The organism is Brevibacillus brevis (genome assembly GCF_031583145.1).
GTDB classification, from domain to species: Bacteria; Bacillota; Bacilli; order Brevibacillales; family Brevibacillaceae; genus Brevibacillus; species Brevibacillus brevis_E.
Map to the genome: position 1 here is coordinate 2600444 of NZ_CP134050.1, position 16463 is coordinate 2616906.

Genomic DNA, 16463 nt, shown 5'->3' on the forward strand with positions numbered 1-16463 from the left:
CTAGGAGGGATAGCAATGCGCATGGTCGATATCATCGCCAAAAAACGAGATGGCGGCGAACTGACGACAGAAGAAATTCAATTTCTGGTCCGTGGCTACACAGATGGCAGCATTCCTGACTATCAAATGTCCGCATGGGCAATGGCAGTCGTGTTTCGCGGGATGACACCAAGGGAGACCGGAGACTTGACGCTGGCGATGGCAGGGTCTGGCGAACAGCTGGACCTGTCTTCCCTGAAGGGCATCAAGGTAGACAAGCACAGCACAGGCGGGGTAGGTGACAAGACGACGCTCGTGGTCGCTCCACTCGTCGCGGCAGCGGGTATTCCCGTTGCCAAAATGTCGGGGCGGGGTCTTGGCTATTCCGGCGGGACGATTGACAAGCTGGAGTCTTTCACCGGATTCGAGGTGGAGCGGACGCGCGAGCAGTTTTTGCAGCAGGTGCGGGACATTGGCGTGTCCGTCATCGGCCAGTCCGGCAATTTGACGCCGGCGGACAAAAAGCTGTATGCGCTGCGTGACGTGACGGCGACAGTGGAAGCTGTACCGCTCATCGCCAGTTCCATCATGTCCAAGAAGATCGCAGCGGGGGCAGACGCCATCCTGCTCGACGTGAAAGTGGGCAAAGGCGCTTTCATGAAGAGTCTGGAAGAGGCCGAGACGTTGGCGCGTGCGATGGTGGAAATCGGAAAGCAAGTGGGGAGGAGAACAGTGGCCGTCATCAGCGATATGAACCAGCCACTGGGCTTTGCCGTGGGCAATGCGCTGGAAGTGAAGGAAGCGATCGAGACATTGGCCGGAAAAGGACCGCGCGACTTGACCGAGCTGGCGCTTGCCGTCGGTTCTCGCATGCTCCTCTTGGGCGGGCTCGTAGCCAGCGAGCAGGAGGGCCGCAGCCGCCTGCAAGAGATCATGGCGGATGGATCCGCCGTGGAGAAGCTGGCCCAAATGGTAGCGGCACAAGGCGGGGACAAAAAGGATGTATACGATGCGGAGCGCCTGCCAAAAGCGACGATTATCCATGAGGTGAAAGCACAGGAGGACGGCTATTTGACGGCAATTGATGCGGAAGCTGTCGGACATGCTTCGGTTGTCCTCGGGGCGGGCAGATTGACCAAGGACATGCCGATCGATCTGGCAGTCGGCCTCGTGCTGCACAAAAAGCGGGGAGACCGCGTGCAAAAGGGAGACGTGCTGCTGACGATCCACGCGAATAAAGATGAACTGCTGCAAAGCGCCTTGCAGGAGCTGAAAGGCGCGTACTCGATTTCGACAGAAGCCCCGATCGAGCAGCCACTGATCTACAAAATTATCGAGTAAGAACCTGTCATTGATACGCAAAGAAAAAGGGGTATGCCCACTGCATGTCGCATACCTCTTTTCTGTTTAAAAATGTAGTTTCTCGAAAAAATATAGTTGATTAAATTCGTTTTTTCATATTCAATATTATTTATCTGCACGATGTTCAATAAAGTAAAAAATATTTTATTGTTCGGATGCTCTTTATAATGTTTTATAATTCTACTTGTCAAATTTCGTTGACACCGCTATCATTTCAGATTACTTTTAATGTAACAAACATAATGTAAAAGATTTTTTCGAATTTCGTAAAAAAATGATGGAGGTTCTCGGAAAATCGTATTTATGAAAAAGCTGGACCATGTTGACAAGCAGATCCTGCAAATCCTCCAGGAAGACGGACGAACACCGTATACAGAAATCGCGCATCAACTTGGTGTTAGTGAAGGTACGATTCGTTCCCGTATCACCCGCCTGTTGCAAGATGGAGTCTTCCAATTCGTGATCCATCCAGATCCGGAGAAATTGGGGCTGCATGTACAGGCTATCATCGGATTGACCACCAAACTGGGCATGCAGAAAAACGTCGCCGAAGAACTGAGCAAAATATCTGCCGTGCGGTTTGTGGGTGCGTTTAGCGGTAAGCACGACTTGATTCTCCAGGCGTGTTTCCATAGCAATGATGAACTGATCACCTTTGTCAATGAACGACTCTCTCAAATTGAAGGGATTGTGGCTGCCGATGTTTCTTTGGAACTGAAGCAGTACAAGGATTCCTTCTCTTTCGTTCAGGATGACGAGGTGACCTTGCAGTGAAAGGGGTTGATGCCTTCCAACCGAAGTCAGATCGCTTCGCAAGACGTTCGTTTTTTTCGCTCTTTATTTTCTGAAAAAAGACAAAAAAGAAAAACGTACTGGGGGTAATTGCGTTGAAAAAGAATGTGTTTGCACTCGTGAGCTCTCTTGCTGTACTCGGAACTGCCTTGGCGGGCTGCGGTGGCGGCCAGCAAGCATCCAATCAACCGCCTGCTGAGCAGCAAAGCGGAAACGGCCAAAGCCAAACGCCAGCGGCACCTGCGCCAGCCGAGAAGAAGCCTCAAGTGCTCCGATTGAATCTCCATTCCGAGCCGCCTACTGCGGATCCGGGACTTGCGGAAGATACCACTTCCGGCGCTATCATTCTTGCTACTTTCGATGGATTGACGCGGATCGGTGCAGACGACAAGCCGCACGAAGCTGCAGCAGAAAGCTGGACCGTATCGGACGACAAGCTTACGTATACGTTCAAGATCCGCGATCACAAGTGGAGCAATGGAGATCCCGTCACAGCTCATGACTTTGAATATGCTTGGAAGCGTGCTCTCGATCCGAAAACGGCTTCCAATTACGCATATCAGCTGTACTACATCAAAAACGGTGAAAAAGCGAACAAGGGCGAAGCAAAGCTTGACGATGTCGGTGTGAAGGCACTCGACGACAAAACTTTGGAAGTCAAACTGGAGAATCCGACTCCGTTCTTCCTTGAACTCCTTGCATTCCGCACCTACTTCCCGGTCAACCCGAAAGTGGTGCAAGGCAACGACAAGTGGGCAGGCGAAGCCAATACGCACGTCGGAAACGGACCGTTCAAAATCGAAACATGGGAGCACAAGAGCAAGCTCGTTCTCGTGAAGAACGACAACTACTGGGATAAGGACAACGTGAAGCTCGACCGCATCGAATTCGCGATGGTGGAAGACGAGAATACCGAGCTGTCCATGTTTGAAAACGGCGAACTTGACTGGGCCGGTTCTCCAACGAGCTCGCTCCCGACTGATGCGATTCCTGCATTGAAAGACTCCGGAAAAATGGTCACCAAGCCAATTGCAGGTACGTACTGGTACAAATTCAATACGGAGAAGCCGCCGTTCAACAACGTCAAGATCCGCAAAGCGTTCACGTACGCAATCGACCGCCAAGGCTTGATCGACAACATCCTGCAAACCGGACAGCTCCCTGCGACCGGCGCCGTACCGCCTTCCATGGTGCTCAATCCAAACGGCTACTTCAAGGACAAAGACATCGATACCGCGAAGAAGCTGCTGGAAGAGGGCATGAAGGAGCTGGGCATTTCCAAGCTGCCGCCGATCACCCTGTCCTACAACACTTCGGAAGGCCACAAAAAGATCGCCGAAGCCATCCAGGACCAATGGAAAAAGAATCTCGGCGTGGAGGTAAAACTCGAGAACAAAGAGTGGAAAGTATACCTCGAGGACCTGCATCAAGGAAAGTTCCAAATCGGCCGGATGGGCTGGCTGGGTGACTTCAACGATCCGATCAACTTCCTGGAGCTGTACAAAGACAAGGATGGCGGAAACAACGATACCCGCTGGGAAAATCCGAAGTTCAAGGAGCTGCTCAATCAGTCCGCATTGGAGTCCGATCTCGATAAGCGCAAAAAGATTCTGGCAGATGCCGAGCAAGTGCTGATGGATGACATGCCGATCATGCCGATTTACTTCTACACGCAATCTTGGGTCCAAGATCCAAAAGTCAAAGGCGTGCAGATGACCGGTCTTGGCGACGTGGATTGGAAAACCGCTTATATCGAGTAAAACCATCTCTTGCCGCACCCGGCAAGCAGATCTGGCAGCAGGAATCCGGTTTGGCGGCGGGACGGGAAAGGGTCAGCTTCGTCTCTCCCGCCCGCCAGGCCTTTCCATATAAAACATAGATGGCGCGCAGCAGCCAGTAGAAAAAAGAGAGAAAATTTTGCAAGAGATCATATCATGGGTTATTTACACAGCCGATTTTTGCACTGTGTCGGTAACGTCCGCAGTGTAAACATGGGACGTGAAAGCAATCATTATCTGTCAAGGGGGTAAGTTAGTTGATCCGTTATCTTGGTAAGCGCATCATCTTCATGCTCATCTCACTCTTCTTGATCGTAACGGCCACCTTCTTCATCATGAAAGCAGTTCCCGGTGGACCATTTACGTCAGAGAAAAATGTTCCGGATGAGATCAAAGCGGCTCTGGAGGCCAAATACAAACTCAACTTGCCGTTGCATGAGCAATATTTTGATTACTTGAAAGGTGTTATTACCTGGGATCTGGGTCCGTCCTTTACGGAAAAATCATCGACGGTCAATGAAATGATCAATCGCGGTTTCCCTGTTTCCGCTCACTTGGGAGCGCAAGCGCTCTTGCTAGCAGTATTCGGAGGCATTATTCTCGGTGTCATCGCAGCACTCAAGCACAACAAGTGGCAAGACTATTCAGCCATGGTACTCGCAGTACTCGGGCTTTCCGTTCCAGGATTTATCCTGGCATCATTTTACCAGTATTTCTTTTCCATTAAATGGGGCTTATTGCCTATCGCGAAGTGGGAAGGTTTCGAATACACGATTCTCCCGTCTCTCGCGCTTGCTGCATCGCCCATGGCGTTTATCGCACGCTTGACTCGTTCCAACATGATTGAGGTGCTGGGACAAGATTATATTAAAACGGCCAAAGCAAAAGGACTGCACACGTTTACCATCACGGTAAAACACGCAATCCGCAATGCTCTTTTGCCAGTCATCACTTACCTGGGTCCACTGATCGCCAACATTTTGACAGGTGCATTCGTTATCGAGCGCATCTTCGGGGTTCCTGGATTGGGACGCGAATTCGTTCTCTCGATTACCAACCGCGACTACACCGTAATCATGGGGACGACAGTATTCTACTCCATTATCTTGGTCGTGATGATCCTGATCGTTGACATCGCGTACACCTTGGTAGACCCACGGATCAAGCTGGCAGACGCAGGAAGGGAGTAATGATAAGATGCAACAATTGACGAAAGAGCATTTCGAGCCGATTTCCGTTGACCTTCGCCAATCTGAAGCAATCAAGCGCCCCAGCCTGTCGTTCTGGGCAGACGTATGGCGCCGATTGAAAATGAATAAAGTGGCAATGGCATCTATGATCTTTATCGCTTTGCTGATTCTCGCAGCGATCTTTGTGCCGTTTCTCACTCACAATGATTACTTTACGACTGATTTGGCTGGAAAGAACAAAAAACCTTCGATGGAGCACTGGTTTGGTACCGACGACCTGGGTCGCGACGTTTTCGTGCGTATCTGGTACGGCGCCCGCATCTCTTTGGAAGTAGGTCTCGCCGCTGCATTCATCGACCTGATCATCGGCGTCATCTGGGGTGGAATCGCCGGTTTCTACGGCGGAAAAGTGGATGAAGTCATGATGCGTATCGCCGATATTTTGTTTGCCATTCCATATCTTCTCGTTGTGATTTTGCTCATGGTTGTGTTAGAACCGGGGGTAGGGACGATTATTATCGCCTTGACGATAACCGGATGGATCGGGATGGCCCGGATCGTGCGGGGACAAATGCTTCAGCTGAAGTCTCAGGAGTTTGTTCTCGCAGCCCGTTCCCTCGGTGCCGACTCCAGCCGTCTGATCTTCAAGCACCTGATTCCAAACGCTTTGGGTCCGATCATCGTTACCTTGAGCTTGACTGTTCCGTCGGCTATTTTCGCCGAATCCTTCCTCTCCTTCATCGGATTGGGGGTAGCGGCGCCTATTGCTTCCTGGGGGACGATGTCGTCCGAAGGTTTGCCTGCCATGAAGTACTATCCATGGCGGCTGATGTTCCCGGCTGTTTTCATCTCCGTGACCATCTTGGCATTTAACTTGTTCGGTGACGGTCTGCGCGACGCAGTAGACCCACGCCTGCGGAAATAGGAGGGATCATCGTTATGGAACGCATTCTGGATGTAAAAGACCTGCACGTCTCCTTCCATACGTATGCAGGGGAAGTAAAAGCAGTACGCGGTGTCAATTTCCACGTGAACCGCGGGGAAGCGGTCGCGATCGTAGGGGAGTCCGGCTGTGGGAAATCCGTGACAGCCCAGTCTCTGATGAAACTGATCCCAATGCCTCCGGGCGATATCAAAAAAGGGGAAATTCTCTTCAACGGCGAGGATATCGTCAAGAAGTCGAATAAAGAAATGGAAGCCATCCGGGGGAAAGATATCGGGATGATCTTCCAGGACCCAATGACGTCCCTGAACCCGACGATGACCATTGGGAACCAGATTACAGAGGGCTTGATCAAACACCAAAACATGTCTCGCAGCGCCGCTCGCGAGCGTGCGATCGAGCTGTTGACGATGGTCGGGATTCCGCAGCCGGAAAAACGCGTCGAGCAATATCCGCACGAATTCTCCGGCGGGATGCGTCAGCGCGCGATGATCGCCATCGCTCTGGCTTGCTCTCCCAAGCTGCTGATCGCCGACGAGCCGACGACGGCTCTGGACGTGACCATTCAGGCCCAAATCTTGGACCTGATGAAGGACCTGCAAAAGAAAACCGGCACGTCGATCATTCTGATCACGCATGACCTCGGCGTCGTAGCTGAAATGTGCGACCGCGTCATCGTCATGTACGCAGGGAAAGTGATTGAATCGGGAACCGTAGACGATATTTTCTACAACCCACAGCACCCGTACACCAAAGGATTGCTCCGTTCCGTCCCGCGTCTGGACCTGAACCGCGACGAGCCGCTGACTCCGATCTTCGGAACTCCGCCGGACCTGCTTCGTCCGCCGGTCGGTTGTGGATTTACGGCACGTTGTGAATCCGCAATGCGCGTGTGCCAAGAGATCGATCCTGAACTGAACGATGTCAGCAAGACCCAACGAGCTGCTTGCTGGCTCCAGCATCCGCTAGCTCAGAACCGCGCAGGATCGTAGGAGGAGGGGTAACCGTGGAAAACCGTGATACGCTGATTGAAGTACGCAACCTGAAGAAGTTTTTTAGCATTGGTGACAATACACTGAAAGCCGTAAACGATATCTCTTTTGAAATCAAGCGCGGGGAGACGCTCGGTGTCGTAGGGGAGTCCGGCTGCGGGAAATCTACTGCAGGCCGCACCATTCTCCGACTGTACGACGCGACTGGCGGGGACGTGTTGTTTGAAGGCAAAAGCATCATGAACCTGAACAACCAGGAAATGAAGGCGATGCGCCGAAACATGCAGATGATCTTCCAAGACCCGTATGCTTCTCTGAACCCGCGTATGACAGTAGGGGATATCATCGGCGAGGCGCTGGATATTCACAACCTGGCCACCGGTCAAAAGCGCAAGGAACGCATTCAGGAGCTGCTGTCGCTGGTCAGCCTGAACCCTGAGCATATGAACCGCTTCCCGCACGAATTTTCCGGGGGCCAACGCCAGCGAATCGGGATTGCCCGCGCGCTGGCGGTTGAGCCGAAGTTCATTGTGTGCGACGAGCCGATCTCTGCCCTGGACGTTTCGGTACAGGCGCAAGTAGTCAACCTCCTGGAGCAGCTGCAGGAGAAAATGGGACTGACCTACATGTTCATCGCACATGACCTGTCCATGGTGAAATATATCTCTGACCGTGTAGCCGTGATGTACTTGGGCAAAATGGTGGAGCTGGCTGACAGTGAGGCGCTTTATGAGAAGCCGCTGCATCCGTACACACAAGCACTGTTGTCTGCGATTCCCATTCCGGATCCGGAAATCGAGCGCTCTCGTGAACGCATTGTTCTGCAAGGTGATGTGCCAAGCCCGATGAATCCGCCGAGCGGCTGCCATTTCCGCACCAGATGCCCGAAAGCCATGCCGGAGTGCGCTGCTGCGGCGCCAGAGTGGAAGGAAATCGAGCCGGGACACTTTGCTGCCTGCCATCTGTATAACTAATCACATCCAGCGGGTTCTCATGCCATTAGGCTGGGAACTCGCTTTCCTTTCTGGACGTGGTTTTACCTCTGGAAAAAACGGGTACGATACCCATAAGGATTTTTTTCAGAGGTGTTTTTTTCTGCTTTTGTTCTGGTAAATTGTAGAGCATTTAGAAAAAGGGGGCAAAAAAACATGAAAAAAATATCATTGCCACGATGGAAGGGAAAAAACCCGGGAAGATCCGCGCCATTCCTTGAAAAAGTCAAGTCGTTGACCGAGAGCTCTGCCAGCCAGTTAAAAGGATCGATTGCAACAAAAATGATTGTGTTTGGCCTGATTCTTGTCCTTATTATTATTGGTTCTTTGCAATACATAGCCCTTTCTTTTTCAAAGTCAACCTTGATCAACATCACCTCCAAGCAAGCCAAAATGTTGGCGGAGCAACACGCCACCAGCATGGAAGACTGGGTGTCTTCTATCGTCAAGTCTGCGGAGTCAACGGCAGCCAAGCGCGTCATGTCTACCGAGCTGGAGCCGTTGATCATGGAACAGTTCAGCCAGCTGCGGCAAAGCCACAAGGAGATTTCGAAGATCTATCTGGTCGATACGGCGACCGGGAAATCTCTCTACTCCCTGACCGGGAAAAACGAGATCGATTTCAAGCAGAAGCAGTACTTCCAGAAGGCGATGAGCAGCGAAGAACCCGTCGTCTCGGATGAAGAAATCATCGAAGGCATTAACAAGAGTTTTCTTTATATTGCGACTCCGATCGGGGAAAAGAACAAGGATACCAGCCGATTGTTTATCGTCGGCTTCACGATTGATGAAATCGTCGAAAAGGCGCAGCAGATTCCTTTCATGCAGAACGGCTACGCTTTCATTGTCCGTCCGGATGGCCTGGTCGTCGCGCACAAGAATCCGGAGCAAAACAACAAGCTTTCTCTGGCAGGAAACAGCGAGTACAGCGACATGATGGAATTGATGAAGCAGGATGCGAGCAACAGCCTCCTCTATTCCGATCAGGGGAAATCGAGCTTTGCCGCATTCGCTCCGATCCCTACGCTGCATTGGCACGTCGTTTTGTCGACCGGTGTGGATGAAGTGTACGGCGAAGTGAACGGCATGGGTTGGTACTTCGTGCTCATCAGCATCCCGGTGATTGCCGTATCGGTATGGCTGATCTGGTGGTTCGCGAGGCGTATCCGTTCTTCGCTGTACGCGATCGCACAGGACATGGAACGGATCGGCTCCGGTCAATTCGATGTCCATGTCCAGGTAAACGGCAATGACGAACTGGCCATGGTCGGCCGCAAGATGAACGAGATGGCTGGCGAGCTGCGCAATCTCATTGCCTTGGTCCAGGGACAAGCCAATCAGTTGAATATCGCTACGGATGAACTGACGCTGTTTGCAGAAGAAAACAAGGGTGCCATCAACGTGATCACGGAGAATATTTCCCTCATCGCGCAGCGCGTCTCGACGCAAACGAGCGAAGTACAGGCGACCGCACTGACCGTATCGGAAATCTCCCAAGGGGTGGAGCAGGTGGCTGTCGCTGCCGAGTCGACTTCCATGGCGACGACACGGACATTTGAACGTGCGCAAGGCGGCTTGCAATTGGTAGAGGACGTCATCGGTACCGTGCGCCGGGCGAGCGCCGAGGTCGAACGCACAGCCGGGCAGATGCACAGCCTGCGCGACCGTGCCCGCCAAATTACGAGCATCGTGGAAATGATCAGCAGCATCGCGTCGCAGACCAACCTGCTCGCCTTGAATGCCGCCATCGAAGCAGCCCGGGCCGGGGAAGCCGGCAGAGGGTTTTCCGTGGTCGCCAGCGAGGTTCGTAAGCTGGCGGAGGAGAGCAGCTCATTTTCGGAGCGAATCGCATCGATCGCTCATTCCATCAACGACGAGGCGATGGATATGAGCAAGCACATGGACGAAATCGTGACGATGGTCAGCGGCGGTCTGCAATCGGTGGAATCCGTCGGCACGGCCTTCCAGAACATCGTGGCGGAAATTCAGTCCGCAGCGGAGCAAAGCGAATCGATGACCGCTACGTCGGAAGAAATGGCGGCGGGCAATCAGGTAGTCACAGGCTCCATGCAGCGTTTGGCCGAAATGTCGGATGAAATCAGCGATTCCATCACCGGTGTCGTCGAGACGGTCGATGAGCAGCTGCACTCGATTGCAAGGATTAATGAAAACGTGGAACAACTGAAGAAAATGGCGGACGAGCTGACGGAAAACGTAAGCCGATTCGTGATCTGATGAGAAGTCCCTTCTGTATGATGCAGAAGGGATTTTTTTTGTGAATATTTTCCTGTCTGCTTGGTGAGAATAAAACCATGAATGGAGGGAAGAGACTGCTATGAAACGGAATGGATATCTCGCTCTATGCTTCATCATGTGCTTCACCTTCTTCTCCCCAATAGCCTCAGCTGTTGCTGCTGAGAAGTCTGGTTCCCAGACTGGAGAGATGAACTTTGCGCCCCATGCGAAATCGGCTGTCATGATCGAGGCAGATACGGGGACCGTCTTGTACGACAAAAACGCCAATGAAAAAATGCCCCCGGCCAGCATCACCAAGGTGATGACGATGCTTCTGATCATGGAAGCGATTGACCGTGGAGAACTCAAAATGACGGATAAAGTGAGGACAAGTGAAAGAGCTGCCTCCATGGGCGGATCGCAAATTTTCCTCCAGCCAGGCGAAGAAATGACCGTGGAAGATATGATCAAGGGCATCGCGATCGCATCGGGAAATGACGCCTCCGTTGCCATGGCCGAGCATCTGGGAGGGACGGAAGAAGGCTTCGTCAACCGGATGAACGAGCGAGCCAAGCAGCTCGGTATGAAGAACACGCATTTCGTCAATTCCAACGGGCTGCCCGCGGAGAACCATTACTCTTCCGCGCACGATATCGCAATCATGTCGAGAGAACTGCTGAAACACGAAGGCATCACCCGTTTCACGGGGACGTACCAGGATTACTTGCGCAAGGATAGCGCGAGCCCGTTTTGGCTGGTCAATACCAACCGGCTGGTGCGTTTTTACGAAGGGGTAGATGGCCTGAAAACGGGTTATACCGGCGAAGCCAAATACTGCTTGACCGCGACTGCGAAGCGCAACAATATGCGGATCATCGCGGTCGTCATGGGCGAGCCGGATGTGAAAACCAGAAACAGCGAAGTTTCCACAATGTTCAACTACGCGTTTACCCACTTCCAGGTCTTGCCGATGTACAAAAAGGGAGAAGCGGTCAAGACCATCACGGTCGATAAAGGCCAGCAGCCCCAGATCAATGCGGTGACCCCTCATTCCGTCAGCCTGCTGATGAAAAAGGGAGAATCCGCCGATCAGTTCAACCGGGAGATCGTGCTCGACCAGCGTGTCAATGCGCCCGTCAGCAGAGAGCAAATCATCGGGCACATTTTCATTCGGACCAAGGACGGCAAGGAAGTAAACCGAATCGACTTGCATCCGGAACAGTCGGTGGCGAAAGCAGGCATGTGGGAGATTCTTAAGCGGACGACCAAGAACGTCTTCATCAGTTACTAGGCAGACACCAATGAACGCGAAAAGAATCGAGTTGCCTCGAATGGACCATGGTGGCTGCTCGATTTTTTTGTTCTTTTGTCGAGGGGCAGGAATTGATTTGCGAGAGGAAGAAAGAGACTTTCATTACGGGATGAAGGAGTGAGTCAGCTATGAGTTTGCGCATCGCGATGGAGACCCGGCAGGACGTGCTGGTGATCCGTTTGCAAGGAGAGCTGGACCATCATACGGCAGAAGAATTGCGCAGTAAGGTGGATGAAATTTTACGAGCACCCCACATTCGTCATATTGTGCTTAGTTTGGCTGATTTGACGTTCATGGACAGTTCAGGCATCGGGGTCATTTTGGGCAGGTACAAGCAAGTGTCCTCCCGATCGGGTGAAATGTACGTGACCTCGATCAATCCGACGATCTATCGGATCTTTGAGATGTCTGGCTTGTTCAAAGTGATCAAGTTTCGTGAAAACGAAGCAGAAGCACTGCTCGTCCTGGGGGTGGCGTAACCATGGCAACACGCAATTTCATGTCGGTGTCGTTCGCGGCTGTAAGTCAAAATGAGGCGTTTGCCCGGGTGGCCGTCGCATCGTTCATCTCGCACCTGGACATCACCATGGATGAACTGGAAGAAATCAAGACAGTGATTTCTGAAGCGGTGACGAATGCGATCATCCACGGGTATGACGAGAATCCCGAGGGTGTGGTACATATCTCCGTGAAGATTGAAGAGGGAACTGTAGATATTGTCGTCGAAGACAACGGCAAGGGGATCGAAGACGTGGAGCAGGCCATGCAGCCGCTGTATACCACGAAGCCGGAGCTGGAGCGCTCCGGCATGGGCTTCACCATTATGGAGAATTTCATGGACTCTTTGGAAGTGGCGACATCCGTCGGCAAAGGAACGACTGTACGCCTGACCAAACGCCTGTCGTTTGCCAAAGCCTTGCAAAATTAGGGGTAGTGCCAAATGGGTGCCGATATCAAAAATGCGAGTCAACCATTTCTGACCAATGACCAAGTGAAAGATTTGATCGCCAAGAGCCAGGCTGGTGACGCGGATGCCCGCGAGCTTCTCGTGAACAGCAACATCAGGCTGGTCTGGTCCGTCGTCCAGCGCTTTATCAACCGTGGCTACGAGGCTGACGATCTGTTTCAGATCGGCTGCATCGGCCTGCTGAAAGCCGTCGACAAGTTCGATCTTACCTACGATGTGAGGTTTTCCACCTATGCTGTACCGATGATTATCGGGGAGATCCAGCGGTTTTTGCGCGATGACGGTACGGTCAAAGTGAGTCGATCCTTGAAGGAAACTGCCAACAAGGTGAGACGAGCGAAGGATGAGCTGTATAAGCAATTCGGCCGGGCACCCACCATCGCGGAGGTTGCGGAAGCAGTGGGAATCACGCCGGAAGAAGTCGTCTTTGCCCAGGAAGCGAGCCGAGCGCCTTCTTCTATCCATGAGACCGTATTTGAAAACGACGGAGATCCGATTACGCTGATCGACCAGATCGCGGACGAAGGGGTAAACAAATGGTTTGAAAAGATTGCGCTGAAAGATGCGATCAGCCGCTTGAGCGAGAGGGAACAGCTCATCGTCTACCTGCGGTATTACAAAGATCAGACCCAGTCAGAGGTAGCGGAACGGCTGGGCATCTCGCAAGTCCAGGTATCTCGTTTGGAAAAACGCATTTTGCAAACGATCAAGGATCAGATTGAAAACTAGCTCCCTGCGGTTAGGAGGGGGGCTGCCGAACGCACCAGAGCAGATTGCTTTGGTGTTTTTTGCTGTGCAAAAAAAAACGGACGGGTCAAGACTGGAACGCTGCAGGGGGTATGGCTTTCAGGGAGGGACACATACTAGCACTGCGAGAGAAAAAGCAAAAGGGAGGAATCCGTTTTGACAGAACCGATGTTTTTACGCCTGCGCAAACGGCTCGCGGTAAAACCCGAAGCGCTCATCACGATGGGAGACATCTGTCAAATTTACTGGAATGGGGAGCGCGAAGATGCCATCAAGCGCATGCCGATCTACCGGGTCAAGCCTGCCGACGGCAATCTCATCATCATCGATATCATGCAAGTAATTCAGCGGCTTCGTTCCGCTTATCCCGAAGTGGAGCTGGAGATCCAGGGCTCGCCGCAGATCATCGTGGAAGTGCAGAATCCAAAGAAGAGCGCCAATCTTGTGCTGGTGACGCTGGTCTGGATTTTGCTGTTCGTCGGCTCGGGTCTTGCGATCATGAACTTTCATACCGATGTCAGCATGATGCAGGTCCACCAACGGATCTTCTATCTGATTACCGGACAAGAAAGCAAGCAACCGCTTTGGCTGCAGATTCCGTACTCGATCGGGATCGGGATGGGGATGATTTTGTTTTTTAACCACATTTTCAAGAAGAAGATCAACGAGGAGCCAAGCCCTCTGGAAGTAGAGCTGTTCATGTACCAGCAAAGCCTCGACCAATACTACATCCAGCACGAAAACAAGGAAAACCAGCGGACGAAGCCATGACGATCTGGATCACAGCGCTTTTGGTGCTGATCGGCCTGGGGGGAGGCTTGGCAGTCGGGAGCGGATTGGTCGCGTTCATCACCGTGCTGGATATCATTCCGCGATTGACCCAATTGACCAACTCCCACCGCTTCATTCGGGCATTCGAATGGTCCCTGGTTATGGGGGCTATCTTTTTCACGCTCATCGATTTTTTTCAATGGGGAGCCAGGCTTCCGCTTGTCATCACATCCATCTATGGACTGTTTGCCGGGATATTCGTCGGAACGCTGGCCGCCGGTCTGACAGAAGTGTTAAACGTGTTTCCAATCTTGGCCAAGCGATTGAACATGGATGGGAAGCTGCTCTATCTGCTCATGGCCTTCGTATTCGGCAAGGTGATCGGTTCCATTTTGCAGTGGCTTTTGCATTTGTAATAGAGCCAACTGGTAAATACCACTATTCATAGGCAACTTTTGAAACAGGAAAGATATAGGTACGGTCCAAGACTGCGAAAGAAGGAGTGGAAAAATGGCGACCAAGGCAAAGTCTAAACCAGTGGGATCCATGCAGATGACAAAGCAGTTGTACCAGCAGCATGCATCCAAATACCAGCCGAAGCGAAACGTCCTGCTTAATTCCATTCGCGCGTTCTGGGTAGGCGGGACCATTTGTCTGCTCGGACAAATCTTGCAAAACATGTACATCCACGTCTTTGGATTCACGGAAAAAACGGCGAGCAATCCTACCGTTGCGACTCTCATCTTTCTCTCGGTTTTATTGACGGGGCTTGGTGTCTACGACAACATCGGCCAGTACGCCGGGGCAGGCTCAGCGGTGCCGGTCACCGGTTTCGCCAACTCGATCGCATCGGCAGCTATTGAACATCGCAGCGAAGGCTTGGTGCTCGGCGTAGGAGGCAACATGTTCAAACTGGCTGGATCGGTCATCGTGTTTGGCGTGGTGGCCGCTTTCATCGCGGGCATCATCAAAACGTTGTTCAAAATGATCGTTTGAGGAGGGAGCGCAGTGGACGCAAGCAAGCAAGGATCCCAAATCAATCGGCAAACATGGCGCTTCACCCATGATGTTCGCTTGCAGGCGTCAGCCGTTGCGGTCGGTCCCAAAGAAGGGGAGGGACCTTTGGCTTCGTTGTTTGACAAGGTTTACGACGACTTGTACTGCGGACAGCAAACGTGGGAGGATGCAGAGCGGCAATTGATGGAAGATGCGGTTTCCGCGGTTTTGAAAAAAGCGGGCATCACGGGCAAGGATGTCGACCTCATCCTCGCCGGGGACTTGCTCAACCAGAATATCACGACGAACTTTACCGCCGAAAAGCTGGCGATTCCTCTCCTGGGGATGTACGGGGCATGTTCCACTTCAATGCTGACGCTCTCTACAGCCGCTGCCTTGGTCAACGCGGGCTATGCGAGCAGGGCGATTGCAGCCTGCAGCAGCCATAACGCAACGGCAGAGCGGCAATATCGCTATCCGACCGAATACGGCGGACAGAAGCCGCCGTCCGCCCAATGGACGGTGACGGGCGCGGGAGCAGGCTTGGTCGCGATTGGCGGAAGCGGGCCGCGTATCACCTATGCGACCATCGGGAAAGTAGTCGACATGGGCATCAAGGATCCATTCGATATGGGTTCAGCGATGGCTCCAGCAGCGGTCTCGACGTTGCAGACGCATTTCAAGGATACCGGAAGAACCCCGCAGTCATACGACCTGATTGTCACGGGGGACCTCGCTTCCGTCGGTTATCCGATCGTAAAAGAGCTGATGCGAAACGACGGGTACGAGATGGAGCCGGTCTACAACGATTGCGGCCTGATGATTTTCAGCCCGGACCAGGATGTGTTCGCTGGCGGGAGCGGCTGTGCGAGCAGTGCGGTCGTCACGTACAGCTACATCATGGATCAGCTGCAGAAGGGACTTTTGAAAAAAGTGCTCGTGTGTGCGACGGGAGCACTGCTCAGTCCCATCAGCTATCAGCAAGGAAATTCAATCCCCTGCATCGCTCATGCGGTCGCTTTGGAAGGAGAGGTATGATGGAATACGTCATTGCGTTTGTCATCGGAGGACTGATTTGCGTGGTAGGCCAGCTGCTGCTGGATGTTGGCAAACTCACTCCCGCGCATGTGATGAGCACATTGGTAGTGGCCGGTGTCGTCCTGGATTTCATCGGGGTATACGACAAGTTTATCGACTTTGCGGGAGCGGGCGCCACTGTGCCGATCACGAGCTTCGGGCACTCCCTGTACCACGGCGCAATCAGCGAAGCCAACCAGCACGGTCTGATTGGTGTCGTGACCGGAATCTTTGAAGTGACAAGCGCCGGTATATCAGCCGCTATCGCATTTGGATTTCTGGCCTCTCTCGTCTTCAAGCCGAAAGGGTAAGGCAAGTGAGCAAAGGCGG

Annotated in this window: 17 protein-coding genes; all 17 read left to right on the forward strand. The window is 52.6% G+C overall.

Translation table 11 applies throughout. The annotated features are described in order from the left end of the window. The first annotated feature begins 15 nt into the window (after window positions 1-15). Window positions 16-1320: a pyrimidine-nucleoside phosphorylase gene (locus RGB73_RS12975; protein ID WP_310772600.1), complete on the forward strand. Its 1305-nt coding sequence runs from the start codon at window positions 16-18 to the stop codon at window positions 1318-1320. Between the two features lie 324 nt (window positions 1321-1644). Then, entirely contained in the window at window positions 1645-2115 is a 471-nt protein-coding gene (locus tag RGB73_RS12980) for an Lrp/AsnC family transcriptional regulator (protein ID WP_310772601.1), read from the forward strand. 113 nt (window positions 2116-2228) lie between these two features. Next, window positions 2229-3893: a peptide ABC transporter substrate-binding protein gene (locus tag RGB73_RS12985; protein WP_310772603.1), complete on the forward strand. Its 1665-nt coding sequence runs from the start codon at window positions 2229-2231 to the stop codon at window positions 3891-3893. A gap of 275 nt (window positions 3894-4168) precedes the next feature. Next, the gene (locus RGB73_RS12990; protein ID WP_310772604.1) at window positions 4169-5101 is read left to right on the forward strand and encodes an ABC transporter permease; all 933 of its coding nucleotides are present in this window, start codon (window positions 4169-4171) and stop codon (window positions 5099-5101) included. A 7-nt stretch (window positions 5102-5108) separates the two neighbouring features. Beyond that, window positions 5109-6026 (forward strand): ABC transporter permease, encoded by a 918-nt coding sequence (locus RGB73_RS12995; protein WP_310772605.1) that lies wholly within the window; start codon window positions 5109-5111, stop codon window positions 6024-6026. Between the two features lie 14 nt (window positions 6027-6040). After that, window positions 6041-7036, forward strand: a complete 996-nt coding sequence (locus RGB73_RS13000; protein ID WP_310772607.1) for an ABC transporter ATP-binding protein — start codon at window positions 6041-6043, stop codon at window positions 7034-7036. 14 nt (window positions 7037-7050) lie between these two features. Continuing rightward, window positions 7051-8010: an ABC transporter ATP-binding protein gene (locus RGB73_RS13005; protein ID WP_310772609.1), complete on the forward strand. Its 960-nt coding sequence runs from the start codon at window positions 7051-7053 to the stop codon at window positions 8008-8010. Between the two features lie 174 nt (window positions 8011-8184). Further along, on the forward strand, window positions 8185-10263 hold the full coding sequence (locus RGB73_RS13010) for a methyl-accepting chemotaxis protein (protein ID WP_310772611.1): 2079 nt from the start codon (window positions 8185-8187) through the stop codon (window positions 10261-10263). 100 nt (window positions 10264-10363) lie between these two features. Then, a complete protein-coding gene (locus RGB73_RS13015; RefSeq protein WP_310772613.1) occupies window positions 10364-11554 on the forward strand; it encodes a D-alanyl-D-alanine carboxypeptidase family protein in 1191 nt (396 codons plus the stop codon). 149 nt (window positions 11555-11703) lie between these two features. Beyond that, window positions 11704-12054 carry an anti-sigma F factor antagonist gene (gene spoIIAA, locus RGB73_RS13020; RefSeq protein WP_310772615.1) on the forward strand — a complete coding sequence of 117 codons (351 nt, stop codon included), beginning with the start codon at window positions 11704-11706 and terminating at the stop codon, window positions 12052-12054. Window positions 12055-12056: 2 nt separating this feature from the next. Then, window positions 12057-12503 (forward strand): anti-sigma F factor, encoded by a 447-nt coding sequence (gene spoIIAB / locus RGB73_RS13025; RefSeq protein ID WP_310772617.1) that lies wholly within the window; start codon window positions 12057-12059, stop codon window positions 12501-12503. Between the two features lie 12 nt (window positions 12504-12515). After that, complete coding sequence (gene sigF, locus RGB73_RS13030) at window positions 12516-13271, forward strand: RNA polymerase sporulation sigma factor SigF (protein WP_310772619.1); 756 nt, start codon at window positions 12516-12518, stop codon at window positions 13269-13271. Between the two features lie 186 nt (window positions 13272-13457). Continuing rightward, on the forward strand, window positions 13458-14060 hold the full coding sequence (locus RGB73_RS13035) for a stage V sporulation protein AA (RefSeq protein WP_396136213.1): 603 nt from the start codon (window positions 13458-13460) through the stop codon (window positions 14058-14060). Further along, the gene (locus tag RGB73_RS13040; RefSeq protein WP_310772623.1) at window positions 14057-14476 is read left to right on the forward strand and encodes a stage V sporulation protein AB; all 420 of its coding nucleotides are present in this window, start codon (window positions 14057-14059) and stop codon (window positions 14474-14476) included. The genes RGB73_RS13035 and RGB73_RS13040 overlap by 4 nt, the downstream gene beginning before the upstream one ends. A 94-nt stretch (window positions 14477-14570) precedes the next feature. Beyond that, window positions 14571-15056: a stage V sporulation protein AC gene (spoVAC, locus tag RGB73_RS13045; protein ID WP_310772625.1), complete on the forward strand. Its 486-nt coding sequence runs from the start codon at window positions 14571-14573 to the stop codon at window positions 15054-15056. A gap of 12 nt (window positions 15057-15068) precedes the next feature. Beyond that, on the forward strand, window positions 15069-16094 hold the full coding sequence (gene spoVAD, locus RGB73_RS13050; RefSeq protein WP_310772627.1) for a stage V sporulation protein AD: 1026 nt from the start codon (window positions 15069-15071) through the stop codon (window positions 16092-16094). Continuing rightward, window positions 16094-16444 (forward strand): stage V sporulation protein AE, encoded by a 351-nt coding sequence (gene spoVAE / locus RGB73_RS13055; RefSeq protein ID WP_310774281.1) that lies wholly within the window; start codon window positions 16094-16096, stop codon window positions 16442-16444. The genes spoVAD and spoVAE overlap by 1 nt, the downstream gene beginning before the upstream one ends. The last annotated feature ends 19 nt before the right edge of the window (window positions 16445-16463 follow it).